20 protein-coding genes and 4 pseudogenes are annotated in these 20,401 nt (G+C 48.4%); 18 read left to right on the forward strand and 6 right to left on the reverse strand.

Annotated elements, in window-relative coordinates:
* Nucleotides 1–14: 14 nt before the first annotated feature.
* A complete protein-coding gene (locus tag CGZ65_RS04800; RefSeq protein ID WP_096295016.1) occupies nucleotides 15–359 on the reverse strand; it encodes a GNAT family N-acetyltransferase in 345 nt (114 codons plus the stop codon).
* 52 nt (nucleotides 360–411) lie between these two features.
* Nucleotides 412–1,745 (reverse strand): annotated as a pseudogene (ribBA, locus tag CGZ65_RS04805) (bifunctional 3,4-dihydroxy-2-butanone-4-phosphate synthase/GTP cyclohydrolase II).
* 224 nt (nucleotides 1,746–1,969) lie between these two features.
* On the opposite strand from ribBA, the pseudogene CGZ65_RS04815 reads away from it, so the two are divergent.
* Nucleotides 1,970–2,574, forward strand: a pseudogene (locus CGZ65_RS04815) (DUF4230 domain-containing protein).
* A 76-nt stretch (nucleotides 2,575–2,650) separates the two neighbouring features.
* On the opposite strand, the gene CGZ65_RS04820 reads toward CGZ65_RS04815, so the two are convergent.
* Together CGZ65_RS04820 and CGZ65_RS04825 are read right to left on the reverse strand one after the other, a co-directional pair.
* The gene (locus CGZ65_RS04820; RefSeq protein WP_096295019.1) at nucleotides 2,651–2,884 is read right to left on the reverse strand and encodes a helix-turn-helix domain-containing protein; all 234 of its coding nucleotides are present in this window, start codon (nucleotides 2,882–2,884) and stop codon (nucleotides 2,651–2,653) included.
* Between the two features lie 23 nt (nucleotides 2,885–2,907).
* Nucleotides 2,908–3,441, reverse strand: a complete 534-nt coding sequence (locus CGZ65_RS04825; protein ID WP_096295020.1) for a hypothetical protein — start codon at nucleotides 3,439–3,441, stop codon at nucleotides 2,908–2,910.
* A 372-nt stretch (nucleotides 3,442–3,813) separates the two neighbouring features.
* On the opposite strand from CGZ65_RS04825, the gene CGZ65_RS04830 reads away from it, so the two are divergent.
* The 6 genes and pseudogenes from CGZ65_RS04830 to CGZ65_RS13890 all read left to right on the forward strand — a co-directional run bounded on the left by CGZ65_RS04830 (nucleotide 3,814) and on the right by CGZ65_RS13890 (nucleotide 6,894).
* Nucleotides 3,814–4,065: a TonB-dependent receptor plug domain-containing protein gene (locus CGZ65_RS04830; protein WP_269768630.1), complete on the forward strand. Its 252-nt coding sequence runs from the start codon at nucleotides 3,814–3,816 to the stop codon at nucleotides 4,063–4,065.
* Entirely contained in the window at nucleotides 4,059–4,301 is a 243-nt protein-coding gene (locus CGZ65_RS04835) for a hypothetical protein (RefSeq protein WP_096295022.1), read from the forward strand. Before CGZ65_RS04830 ends, CGZ65_RS04835 begins: the two co-directional genes overlap by 7 nt.
* Nucleotides 4,302–4,355: 54 nt before the next feature.
* Nucleotides 4,356–4,766: a hypothetical protein gene (locus CGZ65_RS04840; protein ID WP_123804244.1), complete on the forward strand. Its 411-nt coding sequence runs from the start codon at nucleotides 4,356–4,358 to the stop codon at nucleotides 4,764–4,766.
* 243 nt (nucleotides 4,767–5,009) lie between these two features.
* Entirely contained in the window at nucleotides 5,010–5,282 is a 273-nt protein-coding gene (locus CGZ65_RS14595; protein ID WP_096295024.1) for a TonB-dependent receptor domain-containing protein, read from the forward strand.
* A gap of 68 nt (nucleotides 5,283–5,350) precedes the next feature.
* On the forward strand, nucleotides 5,351–6,151 hold the full coding sequence (locus tag CGZ65_RS04850; protein ID WP_096295025.1) for an enterochelin esterase domain-containing protein: 801 nt from the start codon (nucleotides 5,351–5,353) through the stop codon (nucleotides 6,149–6,151).
* A pseudogene (locus CGZ65_RS13890) lies at nucleotides 6,142–6,894 on the forward strand (alpha/beta hydrolase). The gene CGZ65_RS04850 and the pseudogene CGZ65_RS13890 overlap by 10 nt, the downstream one beginning before the upstream one ends.
* Before the next feature lie 81 nt (nucleotides 6,895–6,975).
* On the opposite strand, the gene CGZ65_RS04865 reads toward CGZ65_RS13890, so the two are convergent.
* Entirely contained in the window at nucleotides 6,976–8,202 is a 1,227-nt protein-coding gene (locus CGZ65_RS04865) for a uracil-xanthine permease family protein (protein WP_096295028.1), read from the reverse strand.
* Between the two features lie 201 nt (nucleotides 8,203–8,403).
* On the opposite strand from CGZ65_RS04865, the gene cmk reads away from it, so the two are divergent.
* The 9 genes and pseudogenes from cmk (at nucleotide 8,404) to ispG (ending at nucleotide 17,343) form a co-directional block, all read left to right on the forward strand.
* The gene (gene cmk, locus CGZ65_RS04870; RefSeq protein WP_096295029.1) at nucleotides 8,404–9,063 is read left to right on the forward strand and encodes a (d)CMP kinase; all 660 of its coding nucleotides are present in this window, start codon (nucleotides 8,404–8,406) and stop codon (nucleotides 9,061–9,063) included.
* A gap of 219 nt (nucleotides 9,064–9,282) precedes the next feature.
* Nucleotides 9,283–10,965 carry a 30S ribosomal protein S1 gene (gene rpsA / locus CGZ65_RS04875; protein WP_096295030.1) on the forward strand — a complete coding sequence of 561 codons (1,683 nt, stop codon included), beginning with the start codon at nucleotides 9,283–9,285 and terminating at the stop codon, nucleotides 10,963–10,965.
* An 11-nt stretch (nucleotides 10,966–10,976) separates the two neighbouring features.
* Entirely contained in the window at nucleotides 10,977–11,291 is a 315-nt protein-coding gene (locus tag CGZ65_RS04880) for an integration host factor subunit beta (protein WP_096295031.1), read from the forward strand.
* A 153-nt stretch (nucleotides 11,292–11,444) separates the two neighbouring features.
* The gene (gene zapE / locus CGZ65_RS04885) at nucleotides 11,445–12,587 is read left to right on the forward strand and encodes a cell division protein ZapE (RefSeq protein ID WP_096295032.1); all 1,143 of its coding nucleotides are present in this window, start codon (nucleotides 11,445–11,447) and stop codon (nucleotides 12,585–12,587) included.
* A gap of 120 nt (nucleotides 12,588–12,707) precedes the next feature.
* Complete coding sequence (gene ndk, locus CGZ65_RS04890) at nucleotides 12,708–13,133, forward strand: nucleoside-diphosphate kinase (protein ID WP_096295033.1); 426 nt, start codon at nucleotides 12,708–12,710, stop codon at nucleotides 13,131–13,133.
* Nucleotides 13,134–13,352: 219 nt separating this feature from the next.
* On the forward strand, nucleotides 13,353–14,447 hold the full coding sequence (rlmN, locus tag CGZ65_RS04895; RefSeq protein WP_096295034.1) for a dual-specificity RNA methyltransferase RlmN: 1,095 nt from the start codon (nucleotides 13,353–13,355) through the stop codon (nucleotides 14,445–14,447).
* A 3-nt stretch (nucleotides 14,448–14,450) separates the two neighbouring features.
* Nucleotides 14,451–15,208, forward strand: a pseudogene (gene pilW / locus CGZ65_RS04900) (type IV pilus biogenesis/stability protein PilW).
* Nucleotides 15,209–15,211: 3 nt separating this feature from the next.
* Nucleotides 15,212–16,075: a helix-turn-helix domain-containing protein gene (locus tag CGZ65_RS04905; protein WP_096295035.1), complete on the forward strand. Its 864-nt coding sequence runs from the start codon at nucleotides 15,212–15,214 to the stop codon at nucleotides 16,073–16,075.
* Nucleotides 16,076–16,077: 2 nt separating this feature from the next.
* Nucleotides 16,078–17,343, forward strand: a complete 1,266-nt coding sequence (gene ispG, locus CGZ65_RS04910) for a flavodoxin-dependent (E)-4-hydroxy-3-methylbut-2-enyl-diphosphate synthase (RefSeq protein ID WP_096295036.1) — start codon at nucleotides 16,078–16,080, stop codon at nucleotides 17,341–17,343.
* Nucleotides 17,344–17,388: 45 nt separating this feature from the next.
* Here the strand turns inward: ispG and CGZ65_RS04915 are convergent, their stop codons facing one another.
* Nucleotides 17,389–18,312: an RluA family pseudouridine synthase gene (locus tag CGZ65_RS04915; RefSeq protein WP_096295037.1), complete on the reverse strand. Its 924-nt coding sequence runs from the start codon at nucleotides 18,310–18,312 to the stop codon at nucleotides 17,389–17,391.
* Between the two features lie 141 nt (nucleotides 18,313–18,453).
* On the opposite strand from CGZ65_RS04915, the gene hisS reads away from it, so the two are divergent.
* Both hisS and CGZ65_RS04925 read left to right on the forward strand, forming a co-directional pair.
* On the forward strand, nucleotides 18,454–19,749 hold the full coding sequence (hisS, locus tag CGZ65_RS04920; RefSeq protein ID WP_096295038.1) for a histidine--tRNA ligase: 1,296 nt from the start codon (nucleotides 18,454–18,456) through the stop codon (nucleotides 19,747–19,749).
* Complete coding sequence (locus CGZ65_RS04925) at nucleotides 19,734–20,378, forward strand: YfgM family protein (protein ID WP_096295039.1); 645 nt, start codon at nucleotides 19,734–19,736, stop codon at nucleotides 20,376–20,378. The genes hisS and CGZ65_RS04925 overlap by 16 nt, the downstream gene beginning before the upstream one ends.
* Nucleotides 20,379–20,401: the final 23 nt, after the last annotated feature.

The following is a 20,401-nucleotide window of genomic DNA, read 5'->3' on the forward strand; positions in this document are numbered from 1 at the left end:
TAAAATAAATGAAATCAATGCGACAAGCGGCCTTCGCGCGCCAAAATCTGTTCGGCATAATCACAGCTTGCAGTCAAATTCAAGCTGTTTTTCTCGGCTTCCCGAATGGCGGCATTCACCAAATGGCGTGCCAAACCTTTGCCGCGGTGTTGTGGTTCGATGCGGGTATGGGTGATGTCGAGCGTATTGTTAAGCGTACGGTAATCCAATTCTCCGATAATTTCATCATCGGCCAATAAGAAAAATTTTTGCGATTCGGCTTGATGTTGGATATTCGGCATGATTGTCTCCTCTGTTATTGAAAATCGATGGATTGCTTCATCAGTATAAAAGATTTGCCGTAGGGCGCAAGAAAAAATTGAGGCCGTCTGAAATAGTGGGTTTCATACGGCCCCAATAAAGACCATTCAATTACCGGCTTTCAGCTTCTTCAAAACCGACCACTTCCAAGCCAAAGCCCGTTAAGCCGGTGAAGGCGGACGGCTTGCCCAATACGCGCAGTTTGTTGACATTAAGGTTGGCCAAGATTTGCGCGCCGATGCCGTAACTTTTGCTGTCCCATTTAAAGGCTTGGTTCGCGCCCTTCGGCAGGGTGCGGTCGAGCAGCGATGCACCGTCTTCCGTGCGGTGCATCAAAATCACTACGCCGCTTTCGGCTTTTTGAATACGGGTTAGGGCTTGTGGCAGCGACCAGGAGTGGCGCGGATTCGGTAAAATGAAATCCATCGCGCTGAATGGTTCATGCACGCGCACTAAGGTTTCATTTTGTGCGGTAGGGGTGCCTTTTACCAAAGCCAAATGGGTTTCGCCGGTTAATTTATCGACGTAAACATGTTGTTGGAATGTACCCCAAGGGGTATTCACCGGTGAGTCGCCCATTTCTTCCAACAGGCTTTCGGTGCGGCTGCGGTATTCGATTAAGTCGGTAATGGTGCCGATTTTCAGGCCGTGTTCTTCGGCGAATTTCATCAATTCCGGCATGCGCGCCATGGTGCCGTCGTCGTTGATGATTTCACAGATTACCGCCGCCGGAATCAGGCCGCACATCTGCGCCAAATCGACGCCGGCTTCGGTATGGCCGGTGCGCGCCAATACGCCGCCTTTTTGCGCACGCAAGGGGAAAATATGGCCGGGCTGTACGATGTCTTCGGGTTTGGCGGTAGATGATACGGCAGTTTGAATGGTTAAGGCGCGGTCGGCGGCAGAGATGCCGGTGGCGATGCCGTTGGCTGCTTCAATGGATACGGTAAAGTTGGTGCCGTATTGTGCGCCGTTTTTCTGCGTCATCATCGGCAAGCCCAGTTTTTCGACCATTTCTTCGGCCATCGGCAGACAAACCAAGCCGCGGGCGTGTTTAATCATAAAGTTGATGGCTTCGGGCGTAACAAATTGTGCGGCCATCAGTAGGTCGCCTTCGTTTTCACGGTCTTCGGCATCGGTGATGATGACCATCTTTCCGGCTTTGATATCGGCTAAAATTTCTGGAATGGTGGCAATATTCATGGTTTTGCTCTCTTTAGAATCGGATGGGTGGGTGTGTGTACGGTGTCGAGCCACATTTCGGGCATGGCGGCATCGCGCTCTATTTTTCGGGCTTTTTTCTCGCCGAAGGATTTGTTTTTCAATAAAGCGGAGAGTTCGCCCTGATTAATGCCGGTTGCCGCAACCAATCGGGCTTGCTGGCCGCCGCAGTGCCGGTTAATCCATAGCCGCAGATTGTGGCGGCGCAATTCGGTAATGGTCATGGTGTGGCCTGTGTGTGAAAACGTAGTCGATTGTAGTCCCAACTGTACCGAAAAGCAAATTTGGTAATATAGGTAATTTTATTACCTTATGGTAATTTTTAAATTATAAAACGAGGCCGTCTGAAACGTAAAATTAGGTTTTCAGACGGCCTTTATTATTGAAATTTCACCCAGAGCAACCATATTTGGGTTTGATTCATTAAGAGTTTTTTAAGGTTGAAGCGATGAAGGTATTTTTTCGCTGGCTGCTGGTGCTGTTGTTGGTTGCAGCTGCGGCGTTAAGTGGTTGGTTTTATCATGAACGCGTTGCCCAAGAGCAGGCTGAAGTATTATCGCGTGAAGGTGTGTTGACGCAAATCAAGCAGCTCAACCGCTTGGAAAGCACGGCATTTTATATATCGATACCATCATCCGCACAGAAAAAAAAGGCGACTGGCGCAAATTATGGCAGGACGCGCAAAGCGGTTTGTTTATCGTGCGTGGCAAAGTGCTGGCTGGAGTCGATTTAGATAAAATCACCGCCGACGATGTGAACATCATTGATGAAAAAGTTATTATCAGCCTGCCGGAAGTGGAAATCCTCAGTGTGGATCTGGAAGACATTGAAGTTTACGATATACAAACCGGTTCGCTGAATATCCTGCCGATGGATAAAACGGTGTTTAAAACCGTGCAAGAGCAGGCGCGCCGGCAGGTACTCACCAGCGCGTGTAAAGCTGATATTTTGAAAAATGCTACTGCACAAGCGCAACGGCAGTTGGAAGATTTATTCAGGCTGACGCAAACGCAAGTGTCGATTTATCCGGCTGCGGTGCCGGTTTGTAAGTAGGGAACCAAGGTGGGAAGGCCGTCTGAAAAATATTGTTCAGACGGCCTTTGTTGTTGGTTTTGTTGAGTTGTATTTTTCAGACTGCTTTCATCCTGTATTCACTCGGATTGCTGCCGAACTGTTTCTTAAACGCTTTGCTGAAGCATTCGGGATTATCATAGCCTGCCAGTTGCGCGGCCTGATAAACGGTTTGCGCCTGTTTGAGTGCGCTGCGCGCTTGATGAGGCAGTATTCGCAATGATAACGCGCAATGCTGGTGTGGAAAGTTGTCTGAAAATCCCGTTGCAGGGTGGTCGGATTGGTATTGCACAGGCGGGCAAACGTTTCGATATTTTAATTAAAATGCTGCGGATCGTGCAGAAGGGTGATGAGTTTTTGCAGACGTTTGCGGGCTACAGTTTCATCGCTTGGAATGACGGGAAACAGCGTTTGCAAAACTTTGCCCATCAGCAGCATTTGACCGTGGCGGTAGAAGTTTTGCCAGATTTCCGGCTTTTCAGATACGGATAACAGATTGTTTAAATGCATCTGTATAGAGGTAGTCGGGTGAAAATAATGGGGCTCGAGATGACTGCTGCGAAACAGGCGCAAAACTTCGGGCGGACAGCACATTTGTGCCAGCAGCTGACTGCTGCAAAACAAAACCAATTCATTTTGTCGCCCGCTGTAGAAAATTTTGCGGCCGTCTGTCGGCTGGTTGACCGGTAGCAATACCGCAGCTTGGGAATCCGAAGCATGAAGGAAAACCTCACGCTTACCTAATTGCAGGTGGGTAGTGCCTTCAAGCGTGAAAATCAGGCGCAGGTCGGGGTCGAAGCGGACTTCTGATTCTATCTGGGATAGTGTCTGCAGTTCGGCATATTTCAACTCTAAACCATCGGTAAAACGACAAATACTGATGTGCCTGTCTGCATATGGTTGCTGATGGGGAAACGGTTGTAATGATTCATTTTCGGTGGGGATAAAATTGCGGAAAATTCGGGTATCAGTATAGCAAAAACTGACATGATAAGCTTTTAATAATTATTATCAGTTAGATTAGGGCTATAATGAATTACCGTTTAATTATCGGTTTTTCGCTGCTGCCCACCGTATTGGCAATTCAGGCTGCTTATGCCCAAGATACTGTGGAATTAGAAACTGTTGAAGTGGCGGGGTAATGAAACGCGGCGTTACCAGTATACGGCCTCACCCCAGCAATCCTGGTCCGCCACGAAAACCGCGACCCCCTCAAACAACGTGCCGCAAAGTGTGAGTGTGGTCACCCGTAGCCATTTGGACGAGCGAGATCCGAAAGATATGGCGGAAACGCTGGCTTATACCGCAGGTGCCTCAGGTGGCTACCGTGGTGAAAACGGCATTATCGAAATGTCGGTGCGGGGCATTGGTTTCAAAAGCCGCGGTGGCGGCCAACCGACATTTTTAGACGGTTTGCGCTATCCGGCTTCGCTGGAGATCAGCCCTTATTCGTTGACCGCATCGAAGTGCTGAAAGGGCTGTCATCGGTATTGTACGGCCAAGCCAATCCGGGCGGCTTGGTTAATATTCCGTTTAAAGAAGCCAGCGGCAGCAATGAAAACGAAGTAATATTCAAAACCGGCACGGGCAAACTGGCTGAAGTCGGTATCGACCTTGACCGCGCCCTAGATGACGAATGGGCTTGCCGCATCGTCGGCGACGCCAAGCAGGTGAATTGGCAGGCGGGCGATGTGGCGCGGCAGCGTTAATTGACCCTGATATCGTCTTTACGCTGGAAGCCGAATGAGCAAACAGAATGGACGTTGAAAGCATTTTATGAGCGTCAACCCGAAGCTGGCGACCGCAACTTTTTGGTGCGTCAAGGCACGGTGGACGTGGTGGAAAGCTGTTACATTCCTTACGATTTCTTCGCAGGGGATAAAAACTTCCACAATTTCAATAACCGAAAAGCCCATATCGGCCACCGTTTCAGCCATGATTTCGGCAACGGTTTCAGCGTTGAGCAAAACCTGCGTTACAGTCAGTATTCAGATGACTGGAAAACGTTGGTGGTGTGGTATGCAGGAGAGGACAGCGACTTATCCGCAAAGCCCGCCGTTTTGAAGATAGCTCACGCGATTTGTTGGTTGACAACCGCTTGTGTTGGCAGGGCAATACCGGCTCGGTCAAACACGATGAGCTATTCGGATTGGATTACGCCGAACGCCGTTTGATATCGAGCAGAAAAACCTGACCGTTTACACGCCGTCGACCTACGAGAAGACGCAGCGCGGGAAAGTTCGCACGTGTGGTGCGGAAACCGAGATTCAGGGTGATATCACACCAGCTTGGGGCATCAGCGGTAATTATACTTATCTGGACAAAAAAGTACGCGAAGACAGCGATGCTTCAGCAGTTGGTACAACCTCATGGGGCACAGTTTCTCATTGTAGACGGATTACCGCTTTTCCGGTGTATTGAGCGGTGTCAGTGCGGGTTTGGGCTTGCGCCACATCGGCAAAACATGGGGTGACAGCGCCAATACTTTCCGCGTACCGGCCTATACTTTGTGGGACATGAAGCTGGCTTACAAACCGGGCGGGCATTGGAGCGCACTCAAAGGCACGCAGGTTCAGCTTAACGTGCAAAACCTGACCAACAAAGCATACGTTGCCTCCTGTGCCAACGGCAATGCCTGTTTTTACGGCAAAGGGCGTGTGGTGACGCTTTCGGCAGGTTGTCGCTGGTAAAAAATCTTGTGATGTGGCTTCAGGCGGCCGTTCTCGTCAAATGCCGTCTGAATCTTTAAGGAAATACAGTGAAACGCACTTTTTTTGCTTTATTTATGCTGCCCGCTTTTTCCGTTGCCAAGACAGATAACCAAGCCTGTTTGAATGGGCGAGGGATTGCCGATATTCCGTTGGATTTATCAAAAGGCCGCTATATTGAGGGGAATATTCGTTTCAGCGGCGTTGATTTTGCGCGTAAAGGCATGACGCTGAATGCGGTTTCAGACGGCCTGGAGTGCATGTTGTTTCATAACCAAACCAACGAGCAACAATTTTTATTGTGGTTGCCGTCTGAAAAGTGGGCGGATCTGAGTTTGAAGGCGGAGGAAAATCCACGAATCTGCTATGCATTAACATTAAAACAAAGCAAGGCCACCATCGATGGCGTTATTCGTGAAAACACCGCACCGCAAAGCCCGCGTTTGCAAGCCTTGCAGCAGGATTTGAAACACGACAAACAAGCCTTGGAAAAATTTTGGCAAGAAATGGCAGGCAAAGGCACACCACTGGTGGAAGGGACAGGCAGTTCCGGCCGTTTGCTGACGTTTCTTTATCGTGGCGCACAAAAAAATGTGCGCGTATTGGGTGCCCCGGGCAACGGCCATGAGTGGATGGAAAAGCTGCCTGACAGCGACGTTTGGTACAAAAGTTTCACCGTGCCCAATGATTTACGCTTAAGCTACCAGCTTGCTCCCGATGTGCCTTCGCCTGAAAATTTGGATAGCAACGAAAAAGAAGCACAATACCGCAAACGGCGCGCATTGTTGGCGGGGTTGCAGCCAGACCCGTTTAATCCGCACCGTTTGGTAGAGACTCTTTGGTGGATTTGAATCAGGAGGCTTTTTCAGATGGCCTCGATAAACCAAAAGGCCGTCTGAAACAATATGCTTTTACCAGTAAAATACTTAACAATACGCGCCGGCTATGGATTTATCAAACCAACCAAGATGACAATGCAAAACCTGTATGGCTGTATCTTTTTGACGGGCAAGATTATCTGGAGAAAACGCAGCTTCCTGCCGTGTTCGACCGCTTGCGTGCACAAATAAACCTGCCGCCCATAATTGCCGTGATGATTGACAACCATGAGCGCAGCAAAGAATTGCCTGCCAACCCACAGTTTGCCGATATGGTGTCGCAAGGACTGATTCCCTTTGTCGAGCAGTAAACCGGCCATGTCCACCACCGCGAATCGGCTGTGATTGCAGGTAGTAGCTATGGTGGTTTGGCCGCTGCTTACATTGCTTTGCGCCACCCGCAACAATTTGCCAATGTGCTGCCGATGTCGGGTTCTTTTTGGTGGAAAAATAAGACGGGTGAAGGTATTCAGGAAACGGTTGCTTCATCATCCGAGCTACCGTTAAAGTGGTACATCATGGCTGGAAAGTATGAAACCGCCCGCAAGGGAGAGGCTGCGGCAGAAGGCATCGCCTTTTCATCACGCCAACTGGGTGACATTTTGCAACGCCACAACCATATGGTGACTTACCGCGAATACGGTGGAGGCCATGATTATGCGGTATGGCAAAAAGCGTTGGCAGATGGGGTGATTAATCTGTTTGGTGAGCGTTAAGGCCTGAATTGATATTATTGATATTTAAGAAAAGGCCGTCTGAAAATGATTTTTTCAGACGGCCTTTTATATCAACAAGATTTATTCGACCGGCGCAGCAGGATCTTTCGCAGTCGGCAAAATCCAGTTCAGCAAAATCGCCAGAATTGAGCACAAACCGACACCGGCGAAGCTGAGTGTGCCAAACTTAATGATCATGCCGCCCACGCCGGTGGTGAGTACCGAGCTGACGATGACTAAGTTTTTCGGTTGCATTAAATCCACTTTGGCATCAATCAGCGTTTTCAAGCCTAATGAAGCGATGGTGCCGAACAGCAAAATCATGATGCCACCCATCACCGGCAAAGGAATCGAGGCTAAAAACGCGTTAAATTTGCCGAAAAAGGCCATGCAAATTGCGAAGATGGCTGCCCAAGTCATGATTTTCGGGTTGCTGTTTTTAGTAATCATCACCGCACCGGTGACTTCGCCGTAAGTGGTGACAGGCGGGCCGCCGATTAAACCGGCCACACACACGCCCAAGCCGTCGCCGGCAAGGGTTTTGTCCAAGCCCGGATCTTTGGCGTAGTCTTTTCCGGTCACGTTGCCGATGGCCATGATGCCGCCGATGTGTTCGATGGCGGGAGCAATGGCGACAGGCAACATAAATAAAGCCGCTTGCCAGTTGACTTCGGGCGTTTCAAAGTGGGGAATGGCAAACCAAGGCGCGCTGGCAATCGGCGATGTATCGACCAAACCCATGGCGAGTGCCAAGATGTAACCTGAAGCCACGCCGATTAAAATCGGAATCAGCTTCATCATTTTGCTGCCGAATACCGACACGACTACAGTTACGGCAAAAGTGAATCCGGCCAGAATCAATGAATTGCTGTACTCGATTACTTGCCGGCCGCCGGATTGGCCCATAGCCATTTGGCTGGCCGCTGCGGCTACCGACAAACCGATTACCATAATCACCGGACCAATCACCACAGGCGGCAATAATTTATGCACCGCTTCCAAGCCGCGCCAGCGAATCAGTGCGGCAAAGATAAAATACATAAAGCCGGCGGCAAACAGGCCGAACATGGTCGACGGCAAGCCCCATTCGCTGATGGAATAAATAATCGGCGCGATAAAAGCAAACGAAGAACCTAAGAAAATCGGTACTTTGCGTTTGGTGAGCAATTGAAATAAAAGCGTGCCGATACCTGCGCCAAGCAAAGCCAAGGCAGGATTCAGACCGGTTAGAAGGGGAACGAGCACCATCGCCCCGAACGCGACAAATAAAATCTGCGCGCCGGAGATAGCTAGTTTAAGTTGTTGCATGTTAAATTCCGTTATGATTTTGAAGCAATCGGGCGCGATTATACGATGATTCCGGTAAATTTTGTATCGTCTTTGCATGCGAAGGCCGTCTGAAACCATGAATTTGCGGTCGAGATTGTTTATAATGCCTCTACTGGTCGCAATGATTGTTCAGACGGCCTTTGCGCTGCCTTCAAACCCAACACGATTAAGAGAACGGATATGTCGGAAAAACAAAAAGTTATTGCTATTGACGGGCCGAGTGCTTCAGGAAAAGGAACGGTTGCTTCACGCGTTGCCGCTGCCTTGGGCTTTGATTATCTGGATTCGGGTGCGCTTTACCGGTTGACTGCCCTCTATGCCCAAAAAGAAAATGTCGAGTGGACAAATGAGGCCGGTGTAGCCAAATTGGCGGAAAGTTTACCGGCTGAGTTTGACGGTCAAAAAGTCTTGCTGAATGGCGAAGATGTTTCCGAACAAATCCGCACTGAAGCCATCGGTATGGGCGCTTCTGCTGTGGCGAAATTGCCGCAAGTACGCACCGCTTTATTGCAGCGCCAACGTGATTTTTTAACCGGTAAAGGCTTGGTGGCTGATGGGCGCGATATCGGCTTGGTGATTTTTCCCCAAGCGGCGTTGAAGGTGTTTTTGACCGCCAGCGCGCAAGTGCGTGCAGAGCGCCGTGCCAAGCAAATCGGCTTGCCGTGCGAAGGTATGGAATTTGACCGCATTTTGTCGGATATCGAAGCGCGTGACGAAGCCGACCGCCGCCGAGCCGTTGCGCCGTTGCAGCAATTGCCGGATGCGCAGCTTTTGGATACCACCGAGCTGGGTATTGAAGAAAGCGTAAAAAAAGTGCTTGATTGGTATGGCAAAGTTTGAAAATTGCTGTATAATTCTTTTGCTTGATTTCAGACGGCCTTTTTATCATGAAAGGCCGTCTGAAAATTATAGTCGGTTAAAATAAGAAAGCTGCAAAATGTATTTTTACCGCAGCATTTTTATTTTAATCGATTGATTTTGACGCTTGCCGTGCCAAGGGCGGCGAGCGATGTCTAACTTACCCCGCACCCCTTGGCGGTGTACCGAAAAGAGTTATTTATGTCTATGGAAAATTTTGCTCAGTTATTGGAAGAAAGCTTCACCCTGCAAGAGATGAACCCAGGTGAGGTGATTACCGCTGAAGTAGTGGCAATCGACCAAAACTTTGTGACCGTTAACGCAGGTCTGAAATCAGAATCTCTGATCGACGTAGCTGAATTCAAAAACGCTCAAGGCGAAATTGAAGTTAAAGTTGGTGACTTTGTTACCGTCACCATCGAATCTGTTGAAAACGGCTTCGGCGAAACCAAACTGTCTCGCGAAAAAGCCAAACGCGCTGCCGACTGGATTGCTTTGGAAGAAGCAATGGAAAACGGCGACATCTTGTCTGGCGTGATCAACGGTAAAGTAAAAGGTGGTTTGACTGTGATGATCAACAGCATCCGCGCATTCTTGCCGGGTTCTTTGGTTGACATTCGTCCGGTTAAAGACACTTCACACTTTGAAGGCAAAGAGATCGAATTCAAAGTTATCAAATTGGATAAAAAACGCAACAACGTGGTGGTATCGCGTCGTGCCGTTTTGGAAGCCACTTTGGGTGAAGAGCGCAAAGCCTTGCTGGAAAACCTGCAAGAAGGTTCGGTTGTTAAAGGTATCGTTAAAAACATCACCGATTACGGTGCATTCGTTGACTTGGGCGGCATTGACGGTTTGCTGCACATCACCGACTTGGCATGGCGCCGTGTGAAACACCCAGGCGAGGTGTTGGAAGTCGGCCAAGAAGTTGAAGCCAAAGTATTGAAATTCGACCAAGACAAACAACGCGTTTCTCTGGGTATGAAACAATTGGGCGAAGATCCATGGAGCGGTCTGACCCGTCGTTACCCACAAGGTACCCGCCTGTTCGGTAAAGTGTCTAACTTGACCGACTACGGTGCATTCGTTGAAATCGAACAAGGTATCGAAGGTTTGGTACACGTTTCTGAAATGGACTGGACCAACAAAAACGTACACCCAAGCAAAGTGGTTCAATTGGGCGACGAAGTAGAAGTGATGATCTTGGAAATCGACGAAGACCGTCGTCGTATTTCTTTGGGCATGAAACAATGTCAAGCCAACCCATGGGAAGAATTTGCCGCCAACCACAACAAAGGTGACAAATTATCCGGTGCGGTTAAATCGATTACCGACTTCGGTGTATTCGTAGGCTTGCCAGGCGGTATCGACGGTTTGGTTCACTTGTCTGACCTCTCTTGGACTGAGTCTGGCGAAGAAGCCGTTCGCAAATACAAAAAAGGCGAAGAAGTTGAAGCCGTTGTATTGGCCATCGATGTGGACAAAGAGCGCATCTCTTTGGGCATCAAACAATTGGAAGGCGACCCATTCGGTAACTTCGTCAGCGTAAACGACAAAGGTGCTTTGGTTAAAGGTACTGTGAGATCTGTTGACGCTAAAGGTGCTGTAGTTGCATTGTCTGATGAAGTAGAAGCTTACTTGCCAGCAGCTGAGTGGTCTAGCGAGCGCGTTGAAGACTTGCGCAATGTCGTGAAAGAAGGCGACGAAGTTGAAGCCGTTATCGCAACTGTTGACCGCAAAAACCGCAGCATCCGCTTGTCTGTAAAAGCCAAAGACGCTAAAGAAAACCGCGACGCTTTGAACTCGGTAAATTCTGCAGCAACTGCCAACGCCGGTACCACCAGCTTGGGTGACTTGCTGAAAGCCAAATTGTCTGGTGAAGAATAAGGTTGCAGACAATGACTAAGTCTGAATTAATGGTTCGTTTGGCAGAGGTTTTTGCCGAAAAAAACGGAAATCAATTGATGGCTAAAGACGTTGAGTATAGCGTGAAAGTTTTGGTGGATACCATGTCCCGTTCGCTGGCTCGCGGCCAACGCATTGAAATCCGTGGTTTCGGCAGCTTTGACTTGAACCACCGTCCAGCCCGAGTGGGTCGCAACCCGAAAACCGGCGAGCGTGTGGAAGTGCCTGAAAAGCATGTTCCGCATTTCAAGCCGGGTAAAGAGTTGCGCGAACGTGTGGACTTGGCTCTGCAAGAGAACGCCAACTAAAAACCTGAGTAAACAAACGCCGCAGAAATGCGGCGTTTTTTCTTATAAATTCAAGCAATAAAGAAGTTTCATACGATAAATGCTTGGAGGCCGTCTGAAATCATTTATAATGGCTGCCATTCAGTCAGAATTAATAAATAATAAGGTTCGGTAATGAGTGATAGAGAAAATCTGTTTGTCCCGCCAAGTTTTGAAAACCACAGTCCGTTGACTTGGTATCAGGCCGCTGCCCAGCAGCCTAATTTTATCCGTGATGAGGCGCAAGCCGTTGCCATTGAGCATTTAGACCGTTTGTGGACTGAGCTGATGATGTTCAAACGCAAACGCAACCGTTTTTTGGGCCGTAGCCTGCGTTCGCCGCAAGTGCCGAAAGGCTTGTATTTTTATGGTGGCGTAGGGCGTGGTAAAAGTTTTCTGATGGATGCGTTTTTCGGCTGTCTGCCTTATAAACGCAAACGTCGTGTTCACTTTCATGCTTTTATGGCAGAAATCCATCAGCGCCTGAAAGGTTTAAAAAGCGAAGCCAATCCGTTGAAAGCCGTGGCTTCCGATATTTCTCAAGAAACGCGCGTTTTGTGTTTTGACGAATTTCACGTCAGCGACATTGCCGATGCCATGATTCTCGGCCGCTTGCTGGAAAATTTGTTAAACGAAGGCGTGGTGTTGGTGGCAACTTCCAACTACGCACCGTCTGAGCTGTATCCGCAAGGACAAAACCGCAGCAGCTTTTTGCCGACCATTGCCTTGATTGAATCGAATTTGACGGTATTGAACGTTGATGGTGGCGAAGATTACCGCTTGCGTACTTTGAAGCCCGCTGAAATTTTCTTTGTGCCGAGTAATGAAGAAAACGAAAACAAACTGGCTGAATTGTTTAAAGAAATGGCGCATACATCGGGATTGAATCCGGGTATCAGTATTATTCATGACCGTGAAATTCCACACAAAGCCAAATCTGACAAAGCAATCTGGTTTGATTTCCGCGCATTGTGCTTTGGCCCTCGTTCGCAAGCGGATTATCTGTATTTGGCCGAGAATTACGAAATCATGTTTGTTTCCGGCTTAGAGCGTTTGACACCGCTGGAAAAAGCGGAAGCGCGTCGTCTGACTTGGCTTATTGACGTATTGTATGATTTCCGAGTGAAGCTGTGCGCCACCAGTGCAGTTGATGTGAATGATATTTATGTTGAAGGTGATTTTGCCGCAGAATTTACCCGTACTGCCAGCCGTATGGTGGAAATGCAGTCTGAAGTGTATTTGGAGCAGCCACATTTGACGCTGGGTAAGAAAAAATAAACGTAATTTTTGGCCGGTTAATGCTGCTTTTTACCAAAAGCAAACGAAGTTTGGTAAAATAAAGCTTCACCGAATTTTGAAAAACCCTATTGCAAAATGCAATGAATATAAGGACATGACATGGCTATTGAACGTACCATCTCTATCGTAAAACCAGATGCCGTGGGTAAAAACGTTATCGGTAAAATTTATGACCGCTTTGAAAGTAACGGCTTGAAAATCGTTGCCGCAAAAATGAAACAGCTGAGCCAAGAAGAAGCCGAAGGTTTCTACGCCGTACACAAAGAGCGTCCTTTCTTTACCGATTTGGTCACATTCATGACCAGCGGTCCGGTGATGATTCAAGTGTTGGAAGGCGAAAATGCCGTGGCAAAAAACCGCGAGCTGATGGGGGCGACCAATCCTAAAGAAGCCGCTGCCGGTACCATCCGCGCCGACTTTGCCGAATCTATCGATGCCAATGCCGTACACGGTTCTGACAGCTTGGAAAATGCTGCCATCGAAATCGCTTACTTCTTTAAAGACAGCGAAATCTGCTCTCGTTAAAATTGACCCGGTGTCAATTTGTTTGAGGCCGTCTGAATAATTTTTCCGAATACAACTGTCTCGGGAAAATAATCAGACGGCTATAAGACTTTGTCGGGCATGTTTTCAGACGGCCATTTATTAAAATAGGCCGTCTGAAAATAAAAAGCTTGTAAATTAAAGCTGTATTTTGTATTTCATACAGTTTTAATTTAACAGCTTCTCATAGTTTATGAATACATGAAAACCAATCTATTGAATTTTGATTTACCGGGACTGACCGAACACTTTGCCGTAATGGGTGAAAAACCATTCCGCGCCAAACAGGTTATGCGTTGGATTCACCAATCGTGTGCCTCTGAATTTGACGAAATGACCGATTTGGCCAAATCTCTGCGCCAAAAATTAAACGAACAGGCCGCCATTGGCATTCCGCAATTGATGACCTCGCAGGAATCGGCTGACGGCACGCGTAAATGGTTGTTGGATGTCGGTACGGGTAACGGCGTGGAAACGGTGTTTATTCCCGAAGTAGGGCGCGGTACATTATGTATCTCCTCGCAAGTAGGCTGCGCATTGGAATGTACATTTTGTTCTACCGGCCGCCAAGGTTTTAACCGCAACTTAACCGCAGCTGAAATTATCGGTCAATTGTGGTGGGCAAACAAAGCCATGGGTGTGACGCCGAAAAATGAGCGGGTGATTTCCAACGTGGTGATGATGGGAATGGGGGAGCCGATGGCCAACTTTGATAACGTGGTCACTGCTTTGAGTATTATGCTTGATGATCACGGTTACGGTTTGAGCCGCCGCCGCGTAACAGTATCCACATCGGGTATGGTGCCGCAGATGGATCGATTGCGCGATGTCATGCCTGTGGCTTTGTCGGTCTCGTTGCATGCATCTAACGATGTCGTGCGTGATGAGATTGTGCCGTTAAATAAAAAATATCCGCTGAAAGAACTGATGGCGGCATGTCAGCGTTATCTGGTTAAGGCGCCACGTGACTTCATCACCTTCGAATACGTTATGCTCGACGGCATTAACGATAAGCCACAACACGCGCGTGAACTGATTGAATTGGTAAAAGATGTGCCGTGTAAATTCAATCTGATTCCGTTTAATCCGTTTCCAAATTCAGGCTACAATCGTTCTTCTAATGAAAATATTCGTGTGTTTCGTGATATTTTGCAGCAGGCCGGACACGTGGTGACGGTGCGTAAAACGCGTGGTGATGATATTGATGCGGCTTGCGGTCAGCTGGCGGGACAAGTGCAGGATAAAACCAAGCGTCAGCAGAAATGGCAGCAGATTTTGGTTGAGCAACAGGGTTAAGTCATGAAATTAAACATTTTATCGTCTTTGATCGTAATTTTCACATTAGCCGCGTGTGCCGGTTCGCCAGGGCCGAGTCCGCGTGAGAGAGCGCAACAGGTTTCCAACATCAAAACGCAATTGGCTCTGGAATATATGCGTGTTCAGGATTACCGCCAGGCAACGCAGGCGATTGAAGATGCGTTGGGTTCTAATGCCAAAAACGAAGTGGCTTGGTTGGTGCGTGCGCAGATTTACCAATATTTGAAGGTGCAGGACAAAGCGCAAGAAAGTTTTTTGAAAGCCTTATCGTTAAAGCCCGATAGTGCGGAAATCAACAACAACTACGGCTGGTTTGTTTGCAGCCATATGAATAATCCGGCCGAATCGATTCAATATTTCGATAAAGCGCTGTCCGATCCGACATACCCACCCCCCCGTATGTGGCGAATTTGAACAAAGGCATTTGCAGCGCAAAAATGGGCCAATTTTCATTGGCTGAAGCTTATTTAGAACGCGCTTTGGCGGCTGCTCCGCAGTTCCCGCCGGCATTCAAAGAATTGGCGCGCACCAAAATGTTGGCAGGTAATCTGAACGATGCCGATTATTACTTCCGCCAATACCAAAGCAAGGTTGACGTATTGCAGGCAGATGATTTGCTGTTGGGCTGGCGCTTGGCTAATGCGTTGGGCAACACACAAGCCGCTTACGAATATGAAGCGCAATTAAGAGCCAATTTCCCTTATTCCGAAGAACTACAGGCAGTGACGACAGGTCGATAATACATGGATAATCAGCAAAAACCAGTACACAACATCGAAGCGGCAAAAGCATTGGGTGACGAATTGCGCCAATTGCGCGAAAAGCAGGGCATAGACATCAGCGATATTGCAGGCCGTCTGAAATTATCAGCAGAGCAAATTCAAGATTTGGAAAAAGGTGATTATTCCAGCTTTTCGGGCTTGGTTTTTGCTACAGGTTTTCTGCGCTCATATGCGCGTTTGTTGAAAATGGATGAGCAGCAAATTTCAAGCCGTCTGAAAACTGTTGTGCCGCAGACCGCTGATCATGTTTATGCTGTCAATCGCGAAAAAGATGTGGGTTTCAATTACCAAAGTGTGGAAAAAAACGGTTTCCCAAAATGGATTTTGGGTGTGGCTGCTCTGGCTTTAATCACCGGTAGCATTTATCTATGGCAGAACAAGTCGAATTTAGAAAATAACCAACAACATACGCAAGACAGCAGCGCCGTCCAAAACAGCCTACAGGCACCGGCCTTAAAGGCCAGCAATGTTGAAGTGTCCAAAATGACCGAGCAGGGCACGCAAGTGATTGCGGCTGCTTCCTCCGCTTCAGATCCAGCCGCTTCCTCAGCCTCCGAGCCGAAAATTGAAGTTGCTGCCGATGAATTATGGGTGAAAGTGCAATACCGCAGTAATCTGATTATTCATGATAAAGACGGCAAAATGGTATTCAGCAACATCATTCCGGCCGGCAGCGAGCGCCGCTTCAAAGGCGGTGCGCCTTATGAAGTTTGGATTGGTATTGCGGCCGGTGCTGAAGCCAATTATGGCGGCACCAGCATTCGTCCGGTTGAATACCGTGCGCAGGGCAAACAGTCTGCTACCTTTATCGCAGGAAAAAAATAAACATGAACACACTCAAACGCCGCCAAACACATCAAGTACAAATCGATCACGTAACCGTGGGTTCCAGCGCACCGGTGGTGGTACAATCCATGACCAACACCGATACCGCTGATGCCGAAGGAACCGCTTTTCAAGTGAAAGAATTGAGCGATGCCGGCTCGGAAATGGTACGGATTACCGTCAACAGCCCCGAAGCGGCCTCCAAAGTAGCCGAAATCCGCCAACGCTTAGACGACATGGGCTGCAACACGCCGTTGGTCGGCGATTTTCACTTCAACGGCGAGCGACTGTTGGCGGAATATCCCGAGTGCGGCAAAGCTTTGGCCAAATATCGAATCAATCCGGGCAATGTCGGCAAAGGCGTAAAAGGCGATGAAAAATTTGCCTACATGATTCGTACTGCGGCTGAAAATAACAAAGCCGTGCGCATCGGTGTAAACTGGGGTTCTTTAGATCAAAGTTTGGCCAAGCGCATGATGGACGCCAACATGGCTTCGGCTACGCCGCGACCGCCGGAAGAAGTGATGAAAGAAGCCTTGATCGTTTCCGCTTTAAAGTCGGCTGAAAAAGCGGTGAGCTTGGACTTGCCGGAAGACAAGATTATTTTGTCGTGCAAAGTCAGTGCGGTGCAGGATTTGATTCAAGTGTACCGTGAGCTGGGTAGCCGCTGCCAATATCCGCTACATTTGGGTTTGACTGAAGCCGGTATGGGCAGCAAAGGTATTGTGGCCTCCGCCGCGGCATTGGCAGTATTGCTGCAAGAAGGCATTGGCGACACCATCCGCATTTCCTTGACGCCGGAGCCTGGTAGTTCGCGCACGCAGGAAGTGATTGTCGGCCAAGAAATTTTGCAAACCATGGGTTTGCGTTCGTTTACACCGATGGTAACGGCTTGTCCGGGTTGCGGTCGCACCACCAGCACCGTATTCCAAGAATTGGCGCAAAATGTGCAAAATTATTTGCGTCAAAAAATGAACATATGGCGCACAGTTTACCCGGGGGTGGAATCTTTAAACGTGGCTGTCATGGGTTGCGTGGTGAACGGCCCCGGTGAGAGCAAATTGGCCGACATCGGCATCAGCTTGCCGGGAACGGGTGAAACACCGGTTGCGCCGGTTTATGTCGATGGGGAACGCAAAGTGACCTTAAAAGGTGACAACATTGCGCGAGAATTCTTGCTGATTGTCGAAGAATACGTGAAAGAGAATTACCGTGAAGGCGGTGCAAAACGTGTTCAGCCTCGTGTAATTCCGATTAAAAATGTTTAATTAAAAAAGGCCGTCTGAAAATAGATAGTTCAGCCGGCCTTTGTTTTACAGCTTTTGGGTGCTTTCGAATTTCCGGCTATCGCCACTGATTGGGTCGATAAACTCAATGCTTTTGGCTAATAATTTTAACGGTTTTTCATAATCTTCATCGCCTGCTGCCAGCGGAACAGGGTAAAGCGCATCATTTAACAGCGGCATGCCTAAGCTCATCATATGCACCCGAAGCTGGTGCTTTTTGCCGGTAATCGGCTGTAAGCGGTAAAGGCTGGTATCGCCACGGTTTTCAATCAATTCGATGGTGGTAAACGCATTCGGCTCGCCATCGATTTCCTGCGTTAAATAAAATTTGTCTCCGCGCACCATCCGCGATTGTACCGAATAAGGATAAACCAAATCCGTGCGTGTGGAAGCAACCGCTTCATAAGTTTTGCGTACTGTTTTATCTTGGAACATGGTCTGATAATCGCGGCGGCTGGCCGGATTATGCGACAACAGCATCACGCCCGCCGTGTCTTTGTCCAGACGGTGAATCGGTGTGATATGTTCGACACTTAAGTGTTGCAAATCAGGGCGCAGACGTAAGCGGGTTAGCAAGGTTTCGCGCAAAAAACGGCCGCTGGGAATCACCGGCAGAAAATGCGGCTTGTCCACCACAATCAAATGCTCGTCGATATGCAGGATTTTTTCGTCAAACGGAATGCGCGGTTCGTCTTCGCGGCTGGTTTCGCGGTAATAATAAATCGTTTGCCCCGGCTGAAATAGCGTATCCGAATTCAAAGCCATGCCGTCTGAGCTGACCACGAATCCGCTGTTTAAGCGTTTGCGCCAATTGGTTTCATCGACAAACGGAAAACGGATGCATAAAAAGTGCAAAAGCGGCAAGCCGTAAAATGATTTATCGTGCTGCAAGACCAGATAGCTGGGTTTGATGCCGTCAAGCAGCGGTAGGGGATTAATGCGTGTGTTCATGCCGCATATTTTACCCGAAGCCTTATCGGTACTGAAATGATTTTCAGACGGCCTAAGGCCTCCAACATGCCGTCTGAAAACACAATCTGCTAAAAATAAGCTATAATTAGCGACTATTTGATTTAAGCATTCTGATTTGAAATGGCACAAAAAATCCAATCCGTAAAAGGCATGAACGACCTTTTACCTGTTGAACAAAAAGATTTCAAACTCACCGCCGCTTTTTGGCAGGCTCTTGAAGACATGGTCAGCCAATGGGCGCGCGCTTATGGCTATCAGCAAATCCGTACACCGATTGTGGAGCAAACCGGTTTGTTTGTCCGCTCCATCGGTGAAGAAACCGATGTAGTCGGCAAAGAAATGTACACCTTTTCCGATTCCAACGATTCACTGAGCTTGAGCTTGCGTCCTGAAGGCACGGCCTCATGCTTGCGCGCAGTGGTTGAGCATAATCTTTTATATAACAGCCCGCAGAAATTATGGTATATGGGGCCGATGTTCCGCCGCGAACGTCCGCAAAAAGGCCGTTACCGCCAGTTTCACCAAGTGGGTATTGAGGCTTTGGGTTTCGAAGGTCCTGATATTGATGCTGAAATCATTGCCATGTCGGCCGATTTATGGAAAAAACTGGGCATCAGCGATTATCTAATGCTGGAAATCAACAGCTTGGGTAATCGTGAAGAACGCGCCGCCCACCGTGCAGCATTGGTGGCTTATTTGACCGAATATGAAAACCAATTGGATGAAGACAGCAAACGCCGTCTGAAAACCAATCCGCTGCGCGTATTGGATACCAAAAATCCGGAATTACAGGAAATTTGCAATGCAGCGCCGCGCTTGTTTGATTATTTGGGTGAAGAATCGCGTACTCATTATAGCCGCTTCAAAGCCATGTTAGATAGATTGGATATTCAATACACCGAAAATCCGCGTTTGGTACGTGGCTTGGATTACTACAATCAAACCGTGTTCGAATGGACAACTGATAAACTCGGCGCGCAAGCCACCGTGTGCGGCGGCGGCCGTTATGATGGTCTGATTGAAGAATTGGGCGGTAAGCCGGCCGCTTCGATTGGTTTTGCCATGGGTATGGAGCGCTTGTTGTTATTGGTGCATGAATACGGTTCGCTGAAAGCCAACGCTGCGCCCGATGTGTATGCCATGCATCAAGGCGAAGGTGCTGCTTTGCAAGTGATGCAGTATGCGCAGGCATTGCGTGCCGAGGGATTCAATGTTTTGCAGCATTCGGGTTATCAAAGCCTGAAAGCGCAAATGAAAAAAGCCGATGGCAGCGGCGCACATTTTGCTCTGATTGTGGCGCAAGACGAATTGGCCGAAGGCAAAGTCACGCTGAAAGACATGCAGGGTGAAAAAGGCCAAATTACGGTGGCGGCAGCTGATTTAATCAACACTTTACAACAATGGAAGAACGCATAAATGGCAGCTCATTTGGAAGAACAACAAGAGTTAGACAATTTCAAATATTTTTGGAAAAGCACCGGCCGCTGGTTGTTTGCCTTGCTGATGCTGGCTGCATTAGGCTATTTGGGTTACACCATGTACCAAAGCCATTTGCTGAAAAAAGCCAAGAAGCAGCCGGTGCGTTGGCGAAATTGGTTGAAAAGGCACAAAACAAAGGCGATGCAACAGCCATTAATGCCGATTTGAAAAACCTTCAGCAGAATTTTGCTGACACCATTCCTGCTGCTCAGGCAACATTGATGGCAGCGGCGACCGAATTTGATGCCGGCCGTTACGATGTGGCTTCAGGCCATCTGAACTGGGTATTGAAAAACCAAAAAGAGCCGTTGGTTCAAGCCTTGGCGGCGCAGCGTTTGGCCGTGGTGAAATTGCAGCAGAAGAAATATGATGAAGCTTTGTCGGCGTTGGATACCAAAGTTGATGCCGATTACGAAGCTTTGCTGCTGGAAACCAAAGGCGATGTTTTCGCCGCGCAAAGAAAAGCCAAAGAAGCAGCTGCCAGCTATGAGCAGGCATTGGCTAAGTTACCCAAAGATTCAGTAGGACGCGAATTGGTTCAAATGAAATTGGATTCGCAAAAATAAGGCCGTCTGAAAATAGAGATGGT

The organism is Neisseria weixii, from assembly GCF_002327085.1.
Taxonomy (GTDB): domain Bacteria; phylum Pseudomonadota; class Gammaproteobacteria; order Burkholderiales; family Neisseriaceae; genus Neisseria; species Neisseria weixii.